Source organism: Brevundimonas sp., assembly GCF_050729455.1.
In the GTDB taxonomy this organism is placed as follows: domain Bacteria; phylum Pseudomonadota; class Alphaproteobacteria; order Caulobacterales; family Caulobacteraceae; genus Brevundimonas.
In genome coordinates, this window is record NZ_JBOHLI010000027.1 from 20,149 (window position 1) to 39,955 (window position 19,807).

17 protein-coding genes, 1 other RNA gene and 1 pseudogene are annotated in these 19,807 nt (G+C 69.4%); 17 read left to right on the forward strand and 2 right to left on the reverse strand.

The window, feature by feature from the left end:
- Positions 1 to 169 precede the first annotated feature (169 nt).
- From ACREEF_RS08695 to ACREEF_RS08770, 16 genes are all read left to right on the forward strand, one after another.
- On the forward strand, positions 170 to 916 hold the full coding sequence (locus ACREEF_RS08695) for an SIMPL domain-containing protein (protein ID WP_431565200.1): 747 nt from the start codon (positions 170 to 172) through the stop codon (positions 914 to 916).
- A gap of 152 nt (positions 917 to 1,068) precedes the next feature.
- Entirely contained in the window at positions 1,069 to 2,856 is a 1,788-nt protein-coding gene (sppA, locus tag ACREEF_RS08700) for a signal peptide peptidase SppA (RefSeq protein ID WP_431565201.1), read from the forward strand.
- A gap of 109 nt (positions 2,857 to 2,965) precedes the next feature.
- Positions 2,966 to 3,286 carry a hypothetical protein gene (locus ACREEF_RS08705; RefSeq protein ID WP_431565202.1) on the forward strand — a complete coding sequence of 107 codons (321 nt, stop codon included), beginning with the start codon at positions 2,966 to 2,968 and terminating at the stop codon, positions 3,284 to 3,286.
- Positions 3,287 to 3,295: 9 nt separating this feature from the next.
- Complete coding sequence (locus ACREEF_RS08710) at positions 3,296 to 4,057, forward strand: N-acetylmuramoyl-L-alanine amidase (RefSeq protein ID WP_431565203.1); 762 nt, start codon at positions 3,296 to 3,298, stop codon at positions 4,055 to 4,057.
- A gap of 32 nt (positions 4,058 to 4,089) precedes the next feature.
- Positions 4,090 to 4,468: RNase P RNA component class A (rnpB, locus tag ACREEF_RS08715), an RNA gene on the forward strand.
- A gap of 507 nt (positions 4,469 to 4,975) precedes the next feature.
- Positions 4,976 to 5,452 (forward strand): division/cell wall cluster transcriptional repressor MraZ, encoded by a 477-nt coding sequence (locus ACREEF_RS08720; RefSeq protein WP_431565204.1) that lies wholly within the window; start codon positions 4,976 to 4,978, stop codon positions 5,450 to 5,452.
- Positions 5,449 to 6,411 carry a 16S rRNA (cytosine(1402)-N(4))-methyltransferase RsmH gene (rsmH, locus tag ACREEF_RS08725; protein ID WP_431565205.1) on the forward strand — a complete coding sequence of 321 codons (963 nt, stop codon included), beginning with the start codon at positions 5,449 to 5,451 and terminating at the stop codon, positions 6,409 to 6,411. The genes ACREEF_RS08720 and rsmH overlap by 4 nt, the downstream gene beginning before the upstream one ends.
- A complete protein-coding gene (ftsL, locus tag ACREEF_RS08730) occupies positions 6,408 to 6,821 on the forward strand; it encodes a cell division protein FtsL (protein ID WP_431565206.1) in 414 nt (137 codons plus the stop codon). Before rsmH ends, ftsL begins: the two co-directional genes overlap by 4 nt.
- A 20-nt stretch (positions 6,822 to 6,841) precedes the next feature.
- Entirely contained in the window at positions 6,842 to 8,623 is a 1,782-nt protein-coding gene (locus ACREEF_RS08735) for a peptidoglycan D,D-transpeptidase FtsI family protein (protein ID WP_431565216.1), read from the forward strand.
- A complete protein-coding gene (locus ACREEF_RS08740; RefSeq protein ID WP_431565207.1) occupies positions 8,620 to 10,080 on the forward strand; it encodes a UDP-N-acetylmuramoyl-L-alanyl-D-glutamate--2,6-diaminopimelate ligase in 1,461 nt (486 codons plus the stop codon). Before ACREEF_RS08735 ends, ACREEF_RS08740 begins: the two co-directional genes overlap by 4 nt.
- On the forward strand, positions 10,073 to 11,512 hold the full coding sequence (locus tag ACREEF_RS08745; protein WP_431565208.1) for a UDP-N-acetylmuramoyl-tripeptide--D-alanyl-D-alanine ligase: 1,440 nt from the start codon (positions 10,073 to 10,075) through the stop codon (positions 11,510 to 11,512). Before ACREEF_RS08740 ends, ACREEF_RS08745 begins: the two co-directional genes overlap by 8 nt.
- A complete protein-coding gene (gene mraY, locus ACREEF_RS08750) occupies positions 11,513 to 12,622 on the forward strand; it encodes a phospho-N-acetylmuramoyl-pentapeptide-transferase (RefSeq protein ID WP_431565209.1) in 1,110 nt (369 codons plus the stop codon).
- A gap of 4 nt (positions 12,623 to 12,626) precedes the next feature.
- On the forward strand, positions 12,627 to 14,015 hold the full coding sequence (murD, locus tag ACREEF_RS08755; protein WP_431565210.1) for a UDP-N-acetylmuramoyl-L-alanine--D-glutamate ligase: 1,389 nt from the start codon (positions 12,627 to 12,629) through the stop codon (positions 14,013 to 14,015).
- The gene (locus ACREEF_RS08760) at positions 14,012 to 15,193 is read left to right on the forward strand and encodes an FtsW/RodA/SpoVE family cell cycle protein (RefSeq protein ID WP_292084422.1); all 1,182 of its coding nucleotides are present in this window, start codon (positions 14,012 to 14,014) and stop codon (positions 15,191 to 15,193) included. Before murD ends, ACREEF_RS08760 begins: the two co-directional genes overlap by 4 nt.
- 13 nt (positions 15,194 to 15,206) lie before the next feature.
- Positions 15,207 to 16,304: an undecaprenyldiphospho-muramoylpentapeptide beta-N-acetylglucosaminyltransferase gene (gene murG, locus ACREEF_RS08765; protein WP_431565211.1), complete on the forward strand. Its 1,098-nt coding sequence runs from the start codon at positions 15,207 to 15,209 to the stop codon at positions 16,302 to 16,304.
- Between the two features lie 37 nt (positions 16,305 to 16,341).
- On the forward strand, positions 16,342 to 17,472 hold the full coding sequence (locus ACREEF_RS08770; RefSeq protein ID WP_431565212.1) for a mechanosensitive ion channel family protein: 1,131 nt from the start codon (positions 16,342 to 16,344) through the stop codon (positions 17,470 to 17,472).
- A 124-nt stretch (positions 17,473 to 17,596) separates the two neighbouring features.
- On the opposite strand, the gene ACREEF_RS08775 is transcribed toward ACREEF_RS08770, so the two are convergent.
- Positions 17,597 to 18,049, reverse strand: coding sequence for a hypothetical protein (locus ACREEF_RS08775; RefSeq protein ID WP_431565213.1), 453 nt, complete (start codon positions 18,047 to 18,049; stop codon positions 17,597 to 17,599).
- 70 nt (positions 18,050 to 18,119) lie between these two features.
- Here ACREEF_RS08775 and ACREEF_RS08780 point away from each other — a divergent pair, with 70 nt between their 5' ends.
- Positions 18,120 to 18,986: a WecB/TagA/CpsF family glycosyltransferase gene (locus ACREEF_RS08780; RefSeq protein ID WP_431565214.1), complete on the forward strand. Its 867-nt coding sequence runs from the start codon at positions 18,120 to 18,122 to the stop codon at positions 18,984 to 18,986.
- Here ACREEF_RS08780 and ACREEF_RS08785 read toward each other — a convergent pair.
- A pseudogene (locus ACREEF_RS08785) lies at positions 18,983 to 19,807 on the reverse strand (chromosome segregation protein SMC); the annotation flags it as partial. The gene ACREEF_RS08780 and the pseudogene ACREEF_RS08785 overlap by 4 nt on opposite strands.

Genomic DNA, 19,807 nt, shown 5'->3' on the forward strand with positions numbered 1-19,807 from the left:
GCCTAGCAGGCGTCGCGCCTGCTGCAAAGACGCCTCGGACCTGTCACGCTTGTCATGCTGATGAACGGAACCTGCATGGGGGTCTTTTGCGTTCGTTCAGCTTGAAACGGCCAAGGTAGGGTCGTGGCTGGCGAACACGTCCGGCCGATGGACTTCCACGGAGACTATGATGACCCGCACCGCGCGCGCCCTGATGCTGGGCACGGCCCTGATGACCCTGGCGGTTCCCGCCGTCGCTTCCGCCCAGACGGGCGCTTCCCCCATGCAGGTGCACGCCATGGCTCAACAACCCGCCCTCAACCTGTCCGCCTATGGCGAGGTCAAGGTCGCTCCCGATCAGGCGACGATCAACTTCGGCGTCGTCACCGAGGCCGCCACGGCCCAGGAGGCCATGACCCAGAACGCCCAGCAGATGACCCGCGTCGTCGCCGCCCTGCGTCGCGCAGGGATCAATGAGCGCGACATCCAGACCTCGGGCCTGAATCTGTCGGCGCAGTACGACTATCAGCAGAACCAGCCGCCCAAGCTGCGCGGCTATCAGGCCCAGAACCGCGTCACCGTGGTCATCAACGACCTGACCAAGGTCGGCGCGACCGCCGACGCCGTGGTGACGGCCGGCGTCAACCAGATCGACGGCATCGCCTTCGGCCTGAAGGACGCCAAGGCGGCCGAGGATCAGGCGCGCCAGCTGGCCGTGCGCGCCCTGCAGGACAAGGCGCGGCTCTACGCCCAGGCCCTGGGTGTCCAGTTGGGCGGCGTCCGTTCCCTGACCGAGGGCGGCGGCTATGCGCCGGAGCCGCGCCCGATGTACGCTCGCGCCATGGCCATGGATTCCGGCGGCGCCTCGACCCCGGTGTCGGCGGGCGAGCTGACGGTCCGCATCGACATCAGCGGGACCTACGACATCGGTCGCTGATCGACGGGTCTTTGACGAACAGGAGAGGGTCTGCCGGCGACGGCGGGCCCTTTTCCGTCTTCATTACCGCGCCTTCATTTGACGCCTTGCGTGCGCGCCCTATGCTCGCGGCAGGCCGCGCGTGGCCCACTGACCGGACGGCCGCCTTTTTCATGAAACAGTTCTTCCTGACCATGCTCGGCGTCTTCGCCGGGCTCGTGGCCTTTTTCATCGTCCTGCCGATCGCGGCCCTTCTGTTCTTCGCGGCGGCGGCCGGCGCCTCCAAGCCGACCACGCCCGCCAATTCGGTGCTGGAGCTGGACCTGCGCGAGGGGCTGACCGACCAGCAGCCGACCAATCCCTTCGCCGTCTTCGGCGGTTCGGGCCTGTCGGTCGTTCAGATCGTCGACACCCTGGCCCAGGCCGAGAAGGACGACAGCGTCAAGGTCCTGCTGTTCCGCGCGCCCGAGACCGGCATGACGCCCGCCGCCGCCGACGAGGTGCGCCAAGCGATCAACCGCTTCCGCGCCTCGGGCAAGACGGTCGTCGCCCACAGCCAGGGCTTCATGCCCATCGGCGCGGTGGTCTCCAGCTATATGGTCGCGGCGAGCGCCGACCAGCTGTGGATGCAGAACACGGCCAGCTTCCAGGCGACCGGCCTGTCCACCGACAACATCTTCCTGGGACGCGCCTTCCAGAAATACGGCGTCCAGCCCGAGTTCGAGCAGCGCTACGAGTACAAGAACGCCGTCAACGAATACACGCAGAGCGACTTCACCGGCCCGCACCGCGAGGCGATGGTCGCCTGGATGACCTCCATCTACGACAGCGCCCTGGCCAACACGGCGCGCGACCGCAAGACCACGCCCGAGGCGCTGAAGGCGACCATCGAGGCCGGTCCCTATTCGGCGGAACAGGCCCTGTCACTGAAGCTGGTCGACAAGATCGGCCAGGTCGAGGACGCCGAGGCCGCCGCCAAGGCCAAGGCGGGCAAGGACGCCGAAATCATCAGCTTCGGCGACTACGCCTCGATGCAGGGCGCGCGCAACGGCTCGGGCAAGTCGGCCATCGCCATCGTCGGCGGCGAGGGCGCGATCATGACGGGGCGCGGCGGCGACGCCTCGCCCTTCGGCTCTGGCTCGGACATCCGTTCGGATGATACGGCCAAGGCCATCTACGACGCCATCGAGGACGAGGCGGTGAAGGCCATCGTCTTCCGCGTCTCCTCGCCGGGCGGCTCGCCCGAAGCTTCGGAACAGATCCTGGCCGCCGTGCGCGCGGCCAAGGCGGCTGGCAAGCCGGTGGTGGTGTCCATGGGCGCCTATGCGGCGTCCGGAGGCTACTGGATCAGTTCGGAAGCCGACTGGATCGTGGCCCAGCCCTCGACCCTGACCGGCTCTATCGGCGTCTTCGGCGGCAAGTTCGTGCTGGCGGATGCGCTGGGTCGTTTCGGCGTCGATATGCGCGGCCTGTCGGTCGGCGGCGACTACGCCGACGCCTTCTCCTCGACGCAGGGCTTCGATCAGGGCCAGCGCGCCGCCTTCGCCGCCTCGATGGACCGCGTCTACGAAGAGTTCATCGCTCGCGTCTCGACGGGCCGGAAGCTGCCGGTCGAAAGGGTGCGCGAGATCGCAAAGGGTCGGGTCTGGACCGGGGCGCAGGCCAAGGGCCTGGGTCTGGTCGACGAACTGGGCGGGATCAACGAGGCCATCATCAAGGCCCGCAAGCTGGCCAATATCCCGACCAGCGAGTCGGTGCGGTTCAAGCGCTTCCCGACCCCGCAGTCGCCGTGGGAGGCTCTGGCCAGCGCCTTCGGCGCCTCGGGTCAGGCGGCGGACGCCATGATCTCGGTCGGTCGCGTCATGGGCGATCCGGCGGCCCAGGCCATGCTGAATCGTGTCGAGGCCGAGCGCCTGCGCAGCCGCGGCGCCGTCGTCCTGGCCGAGCAACCGGCCTTCTGAGGCGGTTCCTGACTGATGCGTGATGTCGCAGTCCATTGACCGTTCATGTCGATGGACCGACATTGAGGTTCAGGCGTTCCTTCACTGGCGCGCTGTGAGAGGCAGTTCCATGATTCAGTCCGACCCCTTCGCCCAGATCGACTTCAACGCTCGCCGTCGCTCCGGCGGCTTTTTGGCGCCGATCGTCTGGCTCGGCGGCCTGATCGCCACGGCCCTGGCCGTGACCGTGGGCGCCGTTCTGGCCGTGCTGACGGCCGCCGCCGTCGCCGTGATCGCCCTGGTGGCGGGCGTGGTCGTTTTCTTCGCCGGCTTCGCCTTCCGCGCCCGTCGCGCCCGCAGCGCCCGCGCCCGTCAGGATGAAGGCGTGATCGACGCCCAGAAGGTCGGCGACACCTGGGTCGCCTACGGCTGGGAACGCGAAGGGCGCTGATCGGGCGTCATGCTGAGTTTCACCGACGCGCCGTCCCCCAACTTCAACGCCCGGCGCGGTCCGCCGGATATGTTGATGCTGCACTACACCGGGATGCGCACGGCCGAAGAGGCGGTCGCTCGTCTGCGCGATCCCGCCGCCGAGGTCTCGGCCCACTATGTCGTCGATGAGGACGGCTCCATCCTGCGTCTGGTGCCCGAGGAGCGCCGCGCCTGGCACGCCGGTCGCGGCGTCTGGCAGGGAGAGACCGACATCAACGCCGCCTCCATCGGCGTCGAGATCGTCAATCCGGGCCATGAGTTCGGCTATCGCGCCTTCCCCGAGGTCCAGATCGCCACGGTGATCGCCTTGATCGCCGACATCCGCTCGCGCTGGACTATCGCCGACACCCGCATCATCGGCCATTCCGACACGGCCCCCGACCGCAAGCAGGATCCGGGCGAACTCTTTCCGTGGAAGCGTCTGGCCGAGGCGGGGCATGGCCTGTGGTTCGAGCCCGCGCCCGAACGCGTCGCCGCCCTGGGCGCCGACCTGTCGCCGGGCGACGAGGGGCTGGGCGTCATCGTCCTGCGCTCGGGCCTGCACCGGCTGGGCTATGGGCTGAAGCCAGGCGGCGAATACGACGACGAAACCCGCCTGACCATCGAGGCCTTCCAGCGCCACTGGCGGCCCGACCGCATCGACGGGATCGCCGACGGCGAGACCCGCGCCCGCCTGGTCGGCCTGCTGCAACTGGCCTCGGCCGGCAGCGTCACCGGCGTTCTGGATTGACGCGCGGCGCGTTCGCGCGCACTTAGCCCCCGCCAGACGGCCGGGCGGTCGCGGCGAGAGCTTGCTCTTGTCGAGGAAAGTCCGGGCTCCACGGTGAAGAGGCGGCGGGTAACTCCCGCCCGGGGCGACCCGAGGGATAGCGCCACAGAAAGCAAACCGCCTGGGCTCCGGCCTGGGGAAGGGTGAAAGGGTGGGGTAAGAGCCCACCGCGTCGGCGGCAACGTCGGCGGCATGGCAAGCCCCGCCTGGAGCAAGACCGAATAGGGACGTCGCGCGGTTTCGGCCGCAGGGTTCACCGCCCGAGGCGTCCGGGTAGGTCGCGAGAACCGCTCAGCAATGGGCGGTCCAGAGGAATGATCGTCGCCGCCTTTCGGGGCGGAACAGAACCCGGCTTACAGGCCGTCTGGTATTTTTAAGGGGCCTATCGGCCTTCGGCCTACTTGAGGCCGGTTAAGCATCTCCCTCTCCCGGCGGGAGAGGGCTTGAGCCTCCAAGAGCGAAGCGATTGGAAAGGCGAAAGGGTGAGGGGCTACGTCGTCATTCGGCATAAGCCGCAGCGCGACGGCTTACGCCGACGGCAGCCGAGAAACCCTCATCCGGTCCTACGGACCCCCTTCTCCCATTGGGAGAAGGGGGCAAGCCTTGCTTCAAGCGACGCCCATTAACCCCTGCGTTGAAAACATGGCGGAAAAAGCGGTCCACAGGCTGTGAACTCTTGTTGTTGCTTGTATGTTCTCGTTTTCGACTGTCCAGATCGTTCGGCGAACTGCAAATTTGGTTAAAGGGTGTCAACTAATCCCATTGAGGCCCATCTGATCCCATGCTATCCCACAACCTCATGAGTAGGGGCTGTCGCCCGGCGCGTGGTGTCATCAACGGACTTTCAGAGGCGGGCCGCGGGGCTCGATTGGGCAAGGCGTGTTTCTCTCGACCTACGAGAAGCAGCTGGACGGCAAGCGCCGTCTCTTGATCCCCCAGGAATTCCGCACGGCTGAAAACGGCGCCGAGCACGGCGTCTTCTGCTTCCCCTCCATCGAAGCCGACTGCCTGGAAGCGGGCGGCGACAAGTTGTTCGCCGAATACCGCGCCGTCATCGAAAGCCTGCCCTTCGGCGATCCCTACCGCTCGGCGCTGGAGGCCTCGATCTTCGGCGAGCAGAAGCCGCTGTCCTATGACTCGGCGGGCCGCATCACCCTGCCGGAGCACCTGTGCGCCGAGGTCGATCTGTCCGACACGGTCGTCATCTACGGCGTCGGCGAGCGTTTCCAGATCTGGAACAAGGACAAGTGGGCCGCGCACCGCGCCGAGCAGCGCCGCATGGCGCGCGAGGGGCTGAAGCAGTTCGGTGAAATGCGCCGTCAGGCCTCGGCGGCCAAGACCGGAGGCGCAGCATGACGTCTCCGCACGCGCCCGTCCTGCTGGCCGAAGTTCTTGAAGCCCTGAACCCGCAGTCAGGCGATGTCATCATCGACGCCACCTTCGGCGCCGGCGGCTATACGCGCGCCATTTTGGAGCGCGGCGCCCAGGTCATCGGTCTGGACCGCGATCCGACGGTCCAGCCGCACGCCGACGCGGTCGCCGCCGCCTATCCGGGCCAGTTCCAGCTGATCCGCACCCCCTTCTCGGGTCTGGCCGAGGCCTTCGCCGAAAGCGGCAAGGCGCAGCTGAACGGCGCCGTCTTCGACATCGGCGTCTCGTCCATGCAGCTGGATCAGGCCGAGCGCGGCTTCTCCTTCATGCGCGACGGTCCGCTGGACATGCGCATGGGCGATACGGGGCCGACCGCCGCCGACATCGTCAACACCTGGGATCACGGGCCGATGGCCCACATCTTCAAGCAGTACGGCGACGAGCGTCAGTCGGGCCGGGTGGCGACCGCCATCCTGCGCCGCCGCGTCGAGCAGCCGTTCAGCCGCACCCTGGATCTGGCCGAGGTGGTCGAAAAGGCCCTGGGCGGTCGTCGCGGCGCGCCGATCCATCCCGCGACCCGCGTCTTTCAGGCTCTGCGCATCGCCGTCAACGACGAGCTGGGCCAGCTGGAGCGCGGTCTGGAAGCCGCCGAGGCGACGCTGGCGCCCGGCGGGCGTCTGGTCGTCGTCACCTTCCACTCGCTGGAAGACCGCATCGTCAAAGCCTTCCTGACCGAGCGCACCGGCAATGCGCCGGGCGGCTCGCGTCATGCTCCGGTCGCGGTGGAAACCCGCAAGCCCAGCTTCGACCTGATGTTCAAGGGCGCACGCGAGGCGGGTGAGGCCGAGCTGGCCGCCAACCCGCGCGCCCGCTCGGCCCGGCTGCGCGCCGCCGTCCGCACCACGGCCCCGGCCTGGGGCGCGATTGGAGGGAAGCGCGCATGATCGCTGTTCCCGCTCCGGTGAAGCGCCTGTTCGACTGGAAGGTTCGCGGCGTGCGCTGCGTCGAGATCATCGGCGTGGTCTGCGTCGCCGCCCTGGTCTTCTCAGTCTACATCGCCAAGGCCGCCGCCGCCCGCGAAAGCGCCGAGATCAGCCGCATCGAAGGCGAGATCCGCGAGAACCGTCAGCGCGTCCGTCTGCTGCGCGCCGAGGCGACCCGGCTGGAGCAGCCCGCGCGGCTGGAGGCCCTGTCGCGCGAAATCGGCCTGGGGCCGGTCGATGTGAAGAAGCAGGCGGTCGAGGCGGGTCTGCCCGCCATCGCGCCGCCGCCGGTCGTCGCCGCGCCCGCGCCTGTGGCCGTCGCGCCTGCCGCGCCGGTCGCTGAACCCGTCGCCGGGGAGAGCCTGCATTGAGCGTGCATGATCACCACGGCATGGACTATCGCCGCCCGGCGCCGGGCCGTCCGCAACCGCGCCCGCAGGGGCCGTCGGTCGGGGGCCTGTTCGCCGCCTGGGGCCGCTGGGTCGCCAACTGCGTCTGGTGGATGGAGCACTCGTTCGAGCGCGCCCGCGCCGATGGTCGCCCGGAAGAAGACACCCGCGTCCGCATCTTCCTGATCCTGGCGGTCTTTTCCGCCGTCTTCGCCTGTCTGGCCCTGGGCGCGGCCCACGCGGCCCTGTTCGCGCCGCGCGGCGCGGCGGGCGCAGGCTTCAACCCGAACGCCTTGACGCGCGCCGATCTGGTGGATCGCAACGGCCAACTGCTGGCCACCAACATCACCCACTACGGCCTCTATATCGACCCGAACGAGATCTGGGACCCGGCCGCCGCCAAGGCCCAGTTGCGCCGCGCCCTGCCGCGCCTCTCGGCCCAGCGTCTGGATCGCGTGCTGGGCGGCGAGCGTCGCCTGCTGGTCCTGAACGGCCTGACCCCGTCCGAGCGCAGCGCGGTCCACGCCCTGGCCCTGGGCGGCGTCTCGTTCGAGCCCGAGGATCGCCGCGTCTATCCGCTGGGCACCTCGGCGGCGCACCTGATCGGCCGGGCCGACACGGGCGGCGAGGGCGTGTCGGGCACGGAGCTGGCCTTCAATCAGGAAATCCGCGCGGCGGGCGCCGCCGGCGAGGACTTCCAGCTGTCGATCGACCTGCGCGTCCAGGGCGTGGTCGAGAACGAACTGGCCGCCGCCGCCGAGGCCGCCGGGGCCAAGGGCGCCGTGGCCGTGGTCACCGACGTCCAGACCGGCGAGGTCCTGGCCATGGCCAGCTGGCCGACCTACGACGCCAACCGCCGCAACAGCGCGCCGGAAGAGGCGACGCTGAACCGCGTCACCTCGGGCCACTATGAAATGGGCTCGGTGTTCAAGAGCTTCACCGTCGCCGCCGGCATCGACACCGGCCGGGCCGACATGAACACCCTGTTCGACGCCTCGCAGGCCCTGCAGATCGGCAAGCGCCGCATCAAGGACTTCCACGCCACCAACAAGGTGCTGACGCTGGAGGAGGTCTATCTGCACTCGTCCAACATCGGCACCTCGCGTCTGGCCGTCGAAATGGGCGGCGACGTGATGCGCGACTACTTCCAGCGGTTGGGCCTGCTGGACGCCGCGCCGATCGAGCTGAAGGAATCGGCCCGCCCGTCGCGGGTGCGCAAGTGGGACGACAGCACCCTGGCCTCGCTGTCCTTCGGCTACGGCATCATGGTCACGCCGATCCAGTACGTGGCCGCCTACGCCTCGCTGGCCAACGGCGGGCGCTATGTGCCCCTGACCCTGCGCAAGGGCGGTCTGCCCAACGCCCGCACGCGTCAGGTCGTCTCGCCCGAGACCTCGGCCACCATGCTGGACCTGATGCGCCGCAACGTGACGCGCGGCTCGGGCCGGTTCGCCGATGCGGCGGGCCTGCGGGTCGGCGGCAAGACCGGCTCGGCCAACAAGCTGGTCAACGGCCGCTATGACCCGACCCACGCCGTCGGCTCCTTCGCCGCCGTCTTCCCGGCCGACGGCCCGGTGACGGCCAAGCGCTATACGATCTTCGTCCTGGTGGACGAGCCGTCCTCCTATCCGCGCACCGGCGGCTATGTCGCCGCGCCCGCCGTCGGCAAGATCGCCGACCGCATCGCCCCCTTCCTGGGCGTCGAGCGCAAGGCCGACCGCTGGTCCACCGCCCTGGGCGAGAAGATCCCCGAGTTCCAGGACGTCGAGGGAGACGGCCGATGAGCGCCCTTCGCCTGTCCGAAATCCTGCGTCGCGACGTCAGCTCGGACCCCGAGATCACCTCGGTCACGTCCGACAGCCGCAAGGTCGCGCCGGGCGCCCTGTTCGTGGCCCTGCCGGGGTCGGCGGCGGACGGCCGCGCCTTCATCCCGCAAGCCCTTGCTCGCGGCGCCGCCGCCATCCTGGCCCCGTCGGACACGCCCGCCGGCGCCGCGCCGCTGCTGGTCACGTCGGGCGACGTGCACCGCGCCTACGCGCTTGCCGCGCGCAGCTTCTATGGCGCTCAGCCCAAGACCTGCGTCGCCATCACCGGCACCAACGGCAAGACGTCGGTCGCTAACTTCTGCCGCCAGATCTGGGCTGGCCTCGGCCACAAGTCGGCCAGCATGGGCACGCTCGGCGTCGTCGGTCAGAAGGGCGAGCAGACCTACGCCCTGACCGGTCCCGGCCTGACCAGCCCTGACGCCGCCGAGGCGGCGCGCCTGCTGGCCGAACTGGCCGCCAAGGAGGTGACGCATCTGACGCTGGAGGCTTCGTCGCACGGCATCGAGCAGCGTCGCCTGGACGGCGTGGCCATCCGCGCCGCCGGCTTCACCAACCTGACCCAGGACCACCTCGACTATCACGGCACGATGGAGGACTACCGCGCCGCCAAGCTGCGCCTGTTCGAGGCCCTGCTGCCGCGCGGCCGCACCGCCGTCCTGAACGCGGACTCGGACGCCTATTCGGCCTTCGCCTCGGCCTCGATCATGGCCGGACTGGGCGTCATGGGCGTGGGCGAGCGCGGGCGCGACCTGAGCCTGCTGGCGCGCCGGGCGACGCCGGAAGGCCAGCGCCTGACCATCGATGCGCGCGGCCGTATCCACGACGTCCTGCTGCCGCTGGCCGGGGCCTTCCAGGCCTCGAACGCGCTTGTCGCGGCGGGCCTGTGCATCGCCGGCGGCGAAGACCCCGACCGGGTCATCCCGGCGATGGAGTTCATTCGCGGCGCCCAGGGCCGTCTGCAACGCATCCCGGGCGAAGGTTCGCGCGGCGGCGAGGTCTATGTCGACTACGCCCACACCCCCGACGGTCTGGAGACGGTGCTGAACGCCCTGCGTCCCCACGCGACGGGCCGCCTGATCGTCGTCTTCGGCGCCGGCGGCGACCGCGATCGCGCCAAGCGGCCGATGATGGGCGAGATCGCCGGGCGTCTGGCCGACGTGGCCATCGTCACCGACGACAATCCGCGCTCGGAAGACGCCGCGACCATCCGCGCCCAGGTCCGCGCCGGCTGCCCCGACGCGCTGGAGATCGGCGACCGCCGCGAGGCCATCCGCCACGCCGTATCGCTGATGCGCGAAGGAGATGTGGTGGTGATCGCCGGAAAAGGGCATGAACAGGGACAGATCGTCGCCGGGGTCATCCATCCCTTCGACGACGCCACCGAAGCGACCGAAGCCCTGCGCGATCATGCCTGACACCCAAACGCCGCTCTGGACCGCCGAAGCCATCGCCTCGGCGACCGGCGGCCAGCTCCACGGACCCGACGCATCTGTTTCGGGCCTGACCTACAACAGCCGTGAAATCCAGCCGGGCGACCTCTTCCTGGCCCTGCACGGCGCGCGCGACGGGCATGAGTTCGCCGCCGCCGCCTTTGCCGCCGGGGCCACCGTCGCCCTGGTCGATCGTCCGGTCGAGGGCGGGCCCTATGTTCTGGTGCCCGACACCCTGAAAGGGTTGGAAGCCATGGGCGTCGCCGCCCGCGAGCGCGCCCGTCTGCGCGGCGCCGTCACCGGCAGCGTCGGCAAGACCAGCGTGACCCAGGCGATCAAGGCGGGCCTTGATCTGGCCGGTTCCAGCCACGCCTCGATCAAGAGCTACAACAACCATATCGGCGTGCCGCTGACCCTGGCGCGGATGCCGCACGGCACCGAGCGCGCCGTGTTCGAAATCGGCATGAACCATCCGGGCGAGATCGGGCCGCTGTCGGCCTTCGTCCGCCCGCACGCCGCCTGCGTCACCACGGTCGGCCCGGTGCACATCGAAGCCTTCGCCGACGGCGAGGCGGGCGTGGCGCGCGAGAAGGCCGCCATCTTCCAGGGCCTGATCCCCGGCGGCGTAGCCGTGGTCAACGCCGCCGACGCCCATGCCGACATCGTGCGCCAGGGCGCGCTGGACGCCGGGGCGACGTTGCGCACCTTCGGCCGCGACGCGGGCTGCGACGCCCGCCTGCTGGACTTCGTCGCCGACAGCGAGGGCGCGACGGTCGTCGCCGAGCTGGACGGACAGCGCATCGAATATCGCCTGGCCCAGTCGGGCGTGCACTGGGGCCTGAACAGCCTGTGCGTCATCCTGATGCTGCAGGCGCTGGACGTGTCGCTGGACACGGCCTTGCAGGCTCTGGCCGGGTTCCAGCCTCTGGCCGGGCGCGGGCAGATGAAGACGATCGCCATCCCCGGCGGCGCCTTCACCCTGATCGACGAGAGCTACAACGCCAATCCCCTGTCGATGAAGGCGGGCTTCGTCAGCCTCGGCGCCAAGCCGGTCGGGCAGGGCGGTCGTCGCGTCGTGGTCCTGAGCGACATGCTGGAGCTGGGCGACCATAGCCGCGCCCTGCATGAAGGTCTGGCCCCGGCCATCCAGGCCGCGGGTCTGGACATGGTGCATGCGGCGGGACCGCAGATGCGCCAGCTTTACGACATCCTGCCGCCTTCGCTGCGGGGCCAATGGCGCGAAACCGCCGCCGAACTGGCCGCCGAGGCCGCCAGCCTGGTCCAGCCCGGCGACGTGGTCATGGTCAAGGGATCGAACGGGTCGCGCGCCGCTCTGGTCGCGGCCGCGCTTGCAAAACTCGGCCCCGCCGAACAAGAGGCGCGCGACGCCGCCGAGGACCAAGGAAAGTCCGCTTAAATGTTCTACCTGCTCTATCTCTATTACGCGGACATCGCGCAGGAATATCCGCTGCTGCACCTGATCCAGTATCAGACGGTGCGCGTGGCCCTGGCCATGGCCACGGCCATGATCGTCGCGGTCGCCATGGGCAGCCGCTTCATCAACTGGATCCGGGCCAAGCAGGGCCGGGGCCAGCCGATCCGCGAGGACGGCCCGGTGTCGCACCTGTCCAAGGTCGGCACCCCGACCATGGGCGGCCTGATGATCCTGGCGGGCATCGGCGTGGCCGTCCTGCTGTGGGGCGACCTGACCAACCCCTACATCTGGATCGTCTCGGGCGTGACGGCGGCCTTCGGCGTGCTGGGCTTCATCGACGACTACGCCAAGGTGACCAAGCAGACCTCGGCGGGCCTGACCTCGAAACAGAAGCTGGCGGCCCAGGCCGTGGTGGCCGTGATCGCGGGCGTTCTGACCGTCGTCTGGATGACCTATTCCCCGACCTCGCCGGGACTGGAAACCTCGATCGCCTTCCCCTTCCTCAAGGCGGTGCTGCTGAACATCGGCTGGTTCTATGTGGCGTTTGCGGCCTTCACCATCATCGGCTTCTCCAACGCCGTGAACCTGACCGACGGTCTGGACGGCCTGGCCATCGTGCCGGTGATGATGGCGGCGGGCGCCTTCGGCATCATCAGCTACCTCGTCGGCAACTTCGTCTTCGCCGAGTATCTGCAGGTCCACCACGTGCCCGGCTCGGGCGAGCTGGCCATCTTCTGCGCCGCCATGATCGGCGGCGGCATGGGCTTCCTCTGGTACAACGCCCCGCCGGCCAAGATCTTCATGGGCGACACCGGCTCGCTGGCGCTCGGCGGCGCGCTGGGCTCCATCGCCGTGGCCACCAAGCATGAGCTGGTGCTGGGCATCGTCGGCGGCCTGTTCGTGGTCGAGGCGGCCTCGGTGATGATCCAGGTCGGCTACTTCAAGCTGACCGGCAAGCGCATCTTCCTGATGGCGCCCATCCACCACCACTTCGAGAAAATGGGCTGGCCGGAATCGACTGTCGTTATCCGCTTCTGGATCGTTGCCGCCATGCTGGCGCTGCTCGGTCTGTCCACGCTGAAGCTGCGCTGATCCCATGATCCCGGTTCCCGGCTTCGAGGGCAGACGGGTCGCGGTCTTCGGCCTGGGCCGGTCCGGGATCACCGCCGCGCGCGCGCTTCAGGCCGGCGGCGCCGTTCCGATCCTGTGGGACGACGGCGTCTCGGGCCGGATGCAGGCCGAGGCCGAGGGCTTCGTGGTCGAGGACCTGACCCGCGCCGACTGGTCGGGCTTCGCCGCCCTGGTCCTGTCGCCGGGCGCGCCGCTGACCCATCCCAAACCGCACTGGACCGTCGAGCGCGCCCATCAGGCGGGCGTGCCGGTCATCGGCGACGTCGAGCTGTTCGCCCGCGCCCTGGACGCCCTGCCCAAGGAGCAGCGCCCGCGCGTGGTCGCCATCACCGGCACCAACGGCAAGTCGACCACCACGGCCCTGATCGGCTGGGTGCTGAAGTCGGCGGGCTTGAGCGTCCACATCGGCGGCAACATCGGCATCGGCGTCCTGGCCCTGCCGCAGCCGACGCCCGAGGCTGTCTATGTCATCGAGGTCTCGTCCTATCAGCTGGACCTGACCACCAGTTTCGCGCCCGATGTGGCCATCCTGACCAACATCAGCCCCGACCATCTGGACCGCCACGGCGGCATGGAAGGCTATGTCGCGGCCAAGCAACGCATCTTCCAGGCGCAGGGAGCGGAGGCGCTGGCCCTGGTCGGCGTGGACGAAGCCTGGGGGCAGGGGATCGCGGCGGACCTGCGCGCGCAGGGACGGCGGGTTGAGACCGTCTCGACCGGCGCTGTCGTTGAAGGGTATCAGGCCGCGCCCGGCCAGTTGTCGCTGAACGGCCAGCCCGTCGCCGACCTTTCCGCCGCCCGCTCTCTACCCGGCCGCCACAACGCCCAGAACGCCGCCTTCGCCTATGCCGCCGCGCGCGCGCTGGGCGTGTCGCACGAAGCGGCGGTCGAGGGCCTGCTGAGCTTCCCCGGTCTGGCGCACCGGATGGAGGCCGTGGGCCGTCTGGGCGCTGTCCGCTTCATCAACGACTCCAAAGGCACCAACGCCGACGCGGCGCGTCAGGCCCTGGCCTCCTACCCCTCGGTCTTCTGGATCGCGGGCGGCAAGGCCAAGGAGGGCGGCATCGACAGCCTGCGCGACCTCTTCCCTCATGTGGCCAAGGCCTATCTGATCGGCGAGGCCGCCGACGCCTTCGCGGTCACCCTGGCCGACACCCCGCACGTCGTGGCCCACACCATGGAGCGCGCGGTCGAACTGGCCGCCGCCGACGCCGCCAAGGCTGGGGGCGAGCAGGTGGTCCTGCTGTCGCCCGCCTGCGCCAGCTTCGACCAGTTCCCCGATTTCGAGGTGCGGGGCGAAGCCTTCCGCGCCGCCGTCCTGGCGCTGGGCGCCCAGCCTGAGCCCGCCGCATGAGCCAGAGCTACAGCCACCCCTTTTCGCGCAATGACCAGAGCCTGATCGCGCGCTGGTTCTGGACCGTGGATCGCGGCCTGCTGGGCGCGGCCCTGACCCTGGTGGCGCTGGGCGTGTCGCTCAGCTTCGCCTCCAGCCCGGCGGCCATTCTGGCGGATGAATCGATCACCGATCCCTTCCACTATTCGTGGCGGATGATCGTCTGGGCCAGCATGGGCACGGGTCTGATGCTGACCACCTCCCTGCTGTCGCCGCGCGGGGTGCGGCGGATCGCGGTCCTGGCCCTGTTCGGGGCCATCGTGGTCATGGCGGCCCTGCCTTTCATCGGCGATACGGTGAAGGGCGCCGCGCGCTGGGTGAACCTCGGCCCGTTCAGCCTGCAGCCGTCCGAGTTCGCCAAGCCCGGCCTGATCGTCTTCGCCGCCTGGATGTTCGCCGAGGCCCAGAAGGGGCAGGGGGTGCCCGGCGTCAGCATCGCCTTCGGCCTGTGGGCCCTGACGGTCGGTCTGCTGCTGATCCAGCCGGACATCGGTCAGACCCTGCTGATCACCACCACCTTCATGGCCGTCTTCTTCATGGCCGGGGTGCCGCTGAAATGGGTCGCCGTCATCGCCGCCATGGGCGCGGGCGGGGTGGTGTCGCTGTACTTCACCTTCAGCCATATGCGCGACCGTCTCAGCCGCTTCCTCTCGCCCGAAACGACCGACACCCACCAGATCGACCGCGCCTCCGAGGCCATCCGCGCCGGCGGCCTGGTCGGGCGCGGCATCGGCGAGGGCGTGATGAAGCGCCGGGTGCCCGACCTGCACACCGATTTCATCTATTCGGTCGGCGCCGAGGAGTTCGGCCTGATCCTGTCGCTGTTCATGATCGGCCTCTACGCCTTCATCGTCATCCGCGGGATGAAGAAGGCGATGAAGCTGAACGACCCGTTCGAGCAGACGGCGGCGGCGGGCCTGTTCATGCTGATCGGGCTGCAGGCCTGCATCAATGTGGCGGTGAACCTGAACCTGATCCCGACCAAGGGCATGACCCTGCCCTTCATCAGCTATGGCGGCTCGTCGATGATGGCCATGGGCCTGACCATGGGCTTTGCTTTGGCCCTGACGCGTCGTCGTCCGGGGGCCTATGAGCCGGGCTCCAACATCTCCCCGCCGCGCCGTCGCCTGCTGCCGTAAGAGAGTCTCGCCCATGACCCCCAATTCCAGCAAGGTCTGCGTCGTCGCCGCCGGGGGCACCGGGGGCCATATGTTCCCCGCCGAGGCCCTGGCCCGCGAACTGGCCTCGCGCGGCTGGCGCGTGGTGCTGGCCACCGACGCGCGCGGCGAGCAATACGCCCACGCCTTTCCCGCCGAGGAACGTCTGGCGCTGGACGCCGCCACGGGTTCCGGCCCCATCGGTCTGCTGAAGGCGGGTCTCGCCATCATGCGCGGCGTGGCGCAGGCCAAGTCGGCCTTTGACCGCACCGGCGCGGACGTGGTGGTGGGCTTCGGCGGCTATCCGTCGGCTCCGGCTCTGGTCGCCGCCATCCTGCAGAAGCGCCCGACCCTGATCCATGAACAGAACGCGGTGCTGGGCCGCACCAACCGGATGCTGGCCCCGCGCGTCGGCGGCGTGGCCTCGGCCTTCCCGACGCTGGGCCGCGCGCCCGAGGCGGTGAAGGCGCGCGCCCAGGTCGTCGGCAACCCGGTCCGCCCCGACATCCGCGCCCTGTTCGAACGCGCCTATGTCGCGCCCGAAGGCGACGGCCCGATCCATGTGCTGGTGACCGGCGGCAGTCAGGGTGCCCGCATCCTGTCCGAGACCGCGCCGCGCGCCCTGGCGGCCCTGCCCGAGGCGATCCGCAAGCGCCTCAAGGTGCAGCAGCAGTCGCGGTCAGAAACCCTGGAAAGCGCCCGCCAGATCTATCTGGAGGCGGGCATCAACGCCGAGGTCGCCCCCTTCTTCCGCGACATGGCCGAGCGCCTGTCCAAGGCGCATCTGGTCATCGGCCGCGCCGGGGCCTCGACCTGTTCGGAACTGGCGGTGGCGGCCCTGCCGTCGGTGCTGATCCCGCTCAAGATCGCCATGGACGACCACCAGACCCTGAACGCCCGCGCCCTGTCCGACGCCGGCGCCGCCCGCGTCATCGCCGAGGACGATCTGACGGTGGCTGGCCTGACCGCCGCCCTGAGCGACATCCTGTCGGACCCGGCCAGGCTGGCGGCCATGTCCGCCGCCGCCCGCTCGGTGGCCATCCCCGACGCCGCCGCGCGTCTGGCCGATCTGGTCGAGGCCGCCGCGCGCTGACCTTGGGAAACACGGCGAAGCTGGCTAGGCTGCGCTCATGCCCCAGTTCGTCGTCGACCTGACCAACTCCGTCTTCGTCCTGTGGAATCAGTTCCACTGGCTGCCCGAATGGGCCGTGGTGTCGATCATCACCGCCGTCTTCGTCTTCATCGGCTGGGCGGCGAATCAGGTGGTCTTCGCCTTGCTGAAGCTGCTGGTTCGCCATCGCGACGTCTTCTGGCGGGGGATGGTCGACCGCGCCCGGTTGAAGGTGCGGATCGCGGTGATGATCATCGCCCTGGCCCTGGCGGTCACCGTCTCGCCGCTGGATCCCGAGCCGTCGCTGTTCATCCGGCGGACGCTCCTGTTCGGATTCATCCTGGTGTGCGGATGGATGCTGGCGGGCGCGGTGGACATGGGGGCCATCGTCCACCTCAAGAAGTTCGACATGGCCGACGAGGACAACCTCCTGGCCCGCAAGCACGTCACCCAGACCCGCATCCTGCAGCGGGTGGCGGCCATTCTGATCGGCTTGATCACCCTGGGGCTGGCGCTGCTGACCATTCCGGGCGTGCGGCAGTGGGGGCTGTCGCTGCTGGCCTCGGCGGGGGTGGTGGGCATCGTCGCCGGTCTGGCGCTGCAGCCCTTCCTGACCAATCTTCTGGCGGGCATCCAGATCGCCACGGCCCAGCCGATCCGCCTGGACGACGCCGTCGTCGTGGAAGGCGAATGGGGTCGGGTCGAGGAGATCACCTCCACCTATGTGGTGGTCAAGCTGTGGGACTGGCGGCGGATGATTCTGCCCCTGACCTATTTCATCCAGAAGCCCTTCCAGAACTGGACCCGCGAGGATTCCCGCCTGATCGGCGCCGCCTTCCTCTATGTCGACTATGAGGCGCCGATCGATCGGCTGCGGACCAAGCTGGAAGCCATCGCCCACGCCTCGCCCCTGTGGGACGGCGACGTGGTGGCCTTGCAGGTGACGGACGTCACCGAGCGCGTGGCCCAGGTCCGCTGCCTGACCAGCGCCAAGAACGCCTCGGTCGCCTTCGACCTGCGCTGTGATGTGCGTGAAAAGATGCTGGCCTTTATGCGCGACGAGTGCCCGCAGGCCCTGCCGAGGGATCGGGTGGATCTGGATCGGAATGGTCAGGGAATTCTCCCTCCCCTTCATGGGGAGGGTGGCTGAGCCCGAAGGGTGAGGCCGGGTGGGGGCGCTTCGGCTGATCAAGCGCCGCGTTCCGTATCGCCCAGTCCTCCCCACCTGGTCGCTTCGCGACCACCCTCCCCATGAAGGGGAGGGAGAGGCGCCATCAGTCCTTCATTCGTTCGCGCCCGATACGCACGGCGTCGGCCGTGCCGACCGCATCGGTCGCCCGCGCCTCGGCCCCGCAGGCGACGGCCGACAGCTCCGCCGCGTCGCCGCCGGGCGCGATGGCGTAGGGTGGGGCGTTTTCCGGCGTGACCGGCCCCTCGACGCCGTCGGCGCGCAGGGAGGCGAAGTCCAGCCGGTCCGCCGTCTGCGCCGCGCAGTCGAACCGCCACCAGGACCAGCCGCCGGCATAGGCGACGCCGCCGATGACCAGGTCCTCCTCGCTGACCTGCAGCGAGCGCATCCGCACCCAGTCACCGTCGGGCGTGATCGAGGCTGTGTCGGCGAAGATGGCGAACCGCCCGACGCCGGTCAGGGTCAGGGCGTGATCCTGGGCCGCAGCCGCCGTCGCCAGCAAGGCGCTGATCGTTATCGCCAGCAGGGCTCGCTTCATTACCTGATCCCGTGTTTCATTAACCGCATCCGCAAACCGCCCGTTGAGGCGCTGCGTCTATAGACAAGCCATGTATCAGGAGCCGCTCGGAGTCGATGCCGCCACCGCCCCGCCCGACCGGCGGGCGCGCGAACGTCGTCCGTTCCGTCGGGTTCGCCGCCCCGAAGAGCGCGTCCGCATCCTCGGCGAGGCCGTCGATCTGATGCGCCCCGAGGAGGTCCTGCTGCACGTCGAGCGCTGCATCGAGGCGGGCCAGCGCAGCATCATCGCCAACCACAATCTGCACAGCCTCTACCTGTTGCCGCGCACGCCGGGGATGCGGCGGCTGTACGATCTGGCGGACGTGGTCGAGCTGGATTCCACGCCCCTGATCCATTTCACCCGGCTGCTGAGGCTGCACAGCCGGCCCTTCCATCGCTGCACCTATCTGGACTGGCGCGACCAGTTCTGGAGCATGGCCGACCGCAAGGGCTGGCGCGTCCTCTATGTCGGCGGCGCCGACGGGGTGGCGACCACGGCGGCGGAGCGTCTGACGGCGCGCTATCCCGGCGCCGCGATCAAGGGCCTGTCGGGCTATTTCGACGCCACGCCGGGATCGCTGGGCAACACCGCGATCCTTGCCGCGGTGCGTGAGTTCCAGCCGAACGTCCTGTTCGTCGGCATGGGCATGCCGCGTCAGGAGCTGTGGATCGCCGACAACGTCGAGGCCCTGCCTCAGGCCGTCATCCTGCCGGTCGGCGCGGCCTTCGACTACGAGGCGGGCGTGCAGAAGGCGGCACCCCGCTGGATGGGGCGGCTCGGCGTCGAATGGCTGTTCCGCCTGTTCGCCGACCCGAAACGTCTGTTCGCGCGCTACTGCGTCGAGCCCTGGTTCCTGATCGGCCCGGCGCTGGGCGATGTGCGTGCCGCGATGCGGCGGCGCAAGGCCAAGCCTTAAGCCGCCACGATCTGTTCGGCCTGGTTCAGGTTGACGCTGACCAGTTGGCTCATGCCGCGCTCGGGCATGGTGACGCCGTAGAGGCGGTCCATGCGGCTCATGGTCACCGGGTTGTGGGTGATGACGATGAAGCGGGTGTCGGTGCGGCTGCGCATTTCGTGCAGCATCCGGCAGAAGCGGTCGACGTTGGCGTCGTCCAGCGGCGCGTCCACCTCGTCCAGCACGCAGACGGGCGCCGGATTGGCCAGGAAGACGCCGAAGATTAGGGCCGCCGCCGTCAGGGCCTGCTCGCCGCCGCTCATCAGGCTCATGACCGACAGCCGCTTGCCGGGCGGGCAGGCGTAGATCTCAAGGCCCGCTTCCAGCGGGTCGTCGCTCTCGACCAGCTTCAGCTCGGCCTGACCGCCGCCGAACAGGGCCTCGAACAGGGCCTTGAAGTTGGCGTTGATGACGTCGAACGCCGCCACCAGCCGCTCACGACCCTCGGCGTTCAGTTCGTCGATGCCGTCGCGCAGCTTGGCGATCGCCTGGGTCAGGTCGATGCGTTCCGACTTCATGGCGCCCAGACGTTCGCCGTATTCGGCGGCCTCTTCCTCGGCGCGCAGGTTGACCGCGCCCAGGGCCTCGCGCTCGCGCTCCAGCCCGGTCAGCAGGCTTTCGGCGCCGGCCGTGTCCGGCGGGCGGGCGATGGCGTCGTCGATCAGCTTCTGGCCCAGTTCGTCCGGCGATATCTGCGCCGTCTCGCGGACATTGGCGTCGGCCTCGGCCAGACGCTCGGTCGCGGCCTCGGCGCGGGCGGCGAGGCCAGCGCGGGCCTCGCG

Coding starts and splice junctions, on each gene's coding strand:
- ACREEF_RS08775 (WP_431565213.1), bottom strand. CDS start 18,049: ATGAAGCGAGCCCTGCTGGCGATAACGATCAGCGCCTTGCTGGCGACG.
- murG (WP_431565211.1), top strand. CDS start 15,207: ATGACCCCCAATTCCAGCAAGGTCTGCGTCGTCGCCGCCGGGGGCACC.
- ACREEF_RS08695 (WP_431565200.1), top strand. CDS start 170: ATGACCCGCACCGCGCGCGCCCTGATGCTGGGCACGGCCCTGATGACC.
- ACREEF_RS08740 (WP_431565207.1), top strand. CDS start 8,620: ATGAGCGCCCTTCGCCTGTCCGAAATCCTGCGTCGCGACGTCAGCTCG.
- ACREEF_RS08780 (WP_431565214.1), top strand. CDS start 18,120: ATGTATCAGGAGCCGCTCGGAGTCGATGCCGCCACCGCCCCGCCCGAC.
- ACREEF_RS08710 (WP_431565203.1), top strand. CDS start 3,296: ATGCTGAGTTTCACCGACGCGCCGTCCCCCAACTTCAACGCCCGGCGC.
- ACREEF_RS08760 (WP_292084422.1), top strand. CDS start 14,012: ATGAGCCAGAGCTACAGCCACCCCTTTTCGCGCAATGACCAGAGCCTG.
- mraY (WP_431565209.1), top strand. CDS start 11,513: ATGTTCTACCTGCTCTATCTCTATTACGCGGACATCGCGCAGGAATAT.
- ACREEF_RS08735 (WP_431565216.1), top strand. CDS start 6,842: ATGGACTATCGCCGCCCGGCGCCGGGCCGTCCGCAACCGCGCCCGCAG.
- ACREEF_RS08705 (WP_431565202.1), top strand. CDS start 2,966: ATGATTCAGTCCGACCCCTTCGCCCAGATCGACTTCAACGCTCGCCGT.
- ftsL (WP_431565206.1), top strand. CDS start 6,408: ATGATCGCTGTTCCCGCTCCGGTGAAGCGCCTGTTCGACTGGAAGGTT.
- rsmH (WP_431565205.1), top strand. CDS start 5,449: ATGACGTCTCCGCACGCGCCCGTCCTGCTGGCCGAAGTTCTTGAAGCC.
- sppA (WP_431565201.1), top strand. CDS start 1,069: ATGAAACAGTTCTTCCTGACCATGCTCGGCGTCTTCGCCGGGCTCGTG.
- ACREEF_RS08745 (WP_431565208.1), top strand. CDS start 10,073: ATGCCTGACACCCAAACGCCGCTCTGGACCGCCGAAGCCATCGCCTCG.
- ACREEF_RS08770 (WP_431565212.1), top strand. CDS start 16,342: ATGCCCCAGTTCGTCGTCGACCTGACCAACTCCGTCTTCGTCCTGTGG.
- murD (WP_431565210.1), top strand. CDS start 12,627: ATGATCCCGGTTCCCGGCTTCGAGGGCAGACGGGTCGCGGTCTTCGGC.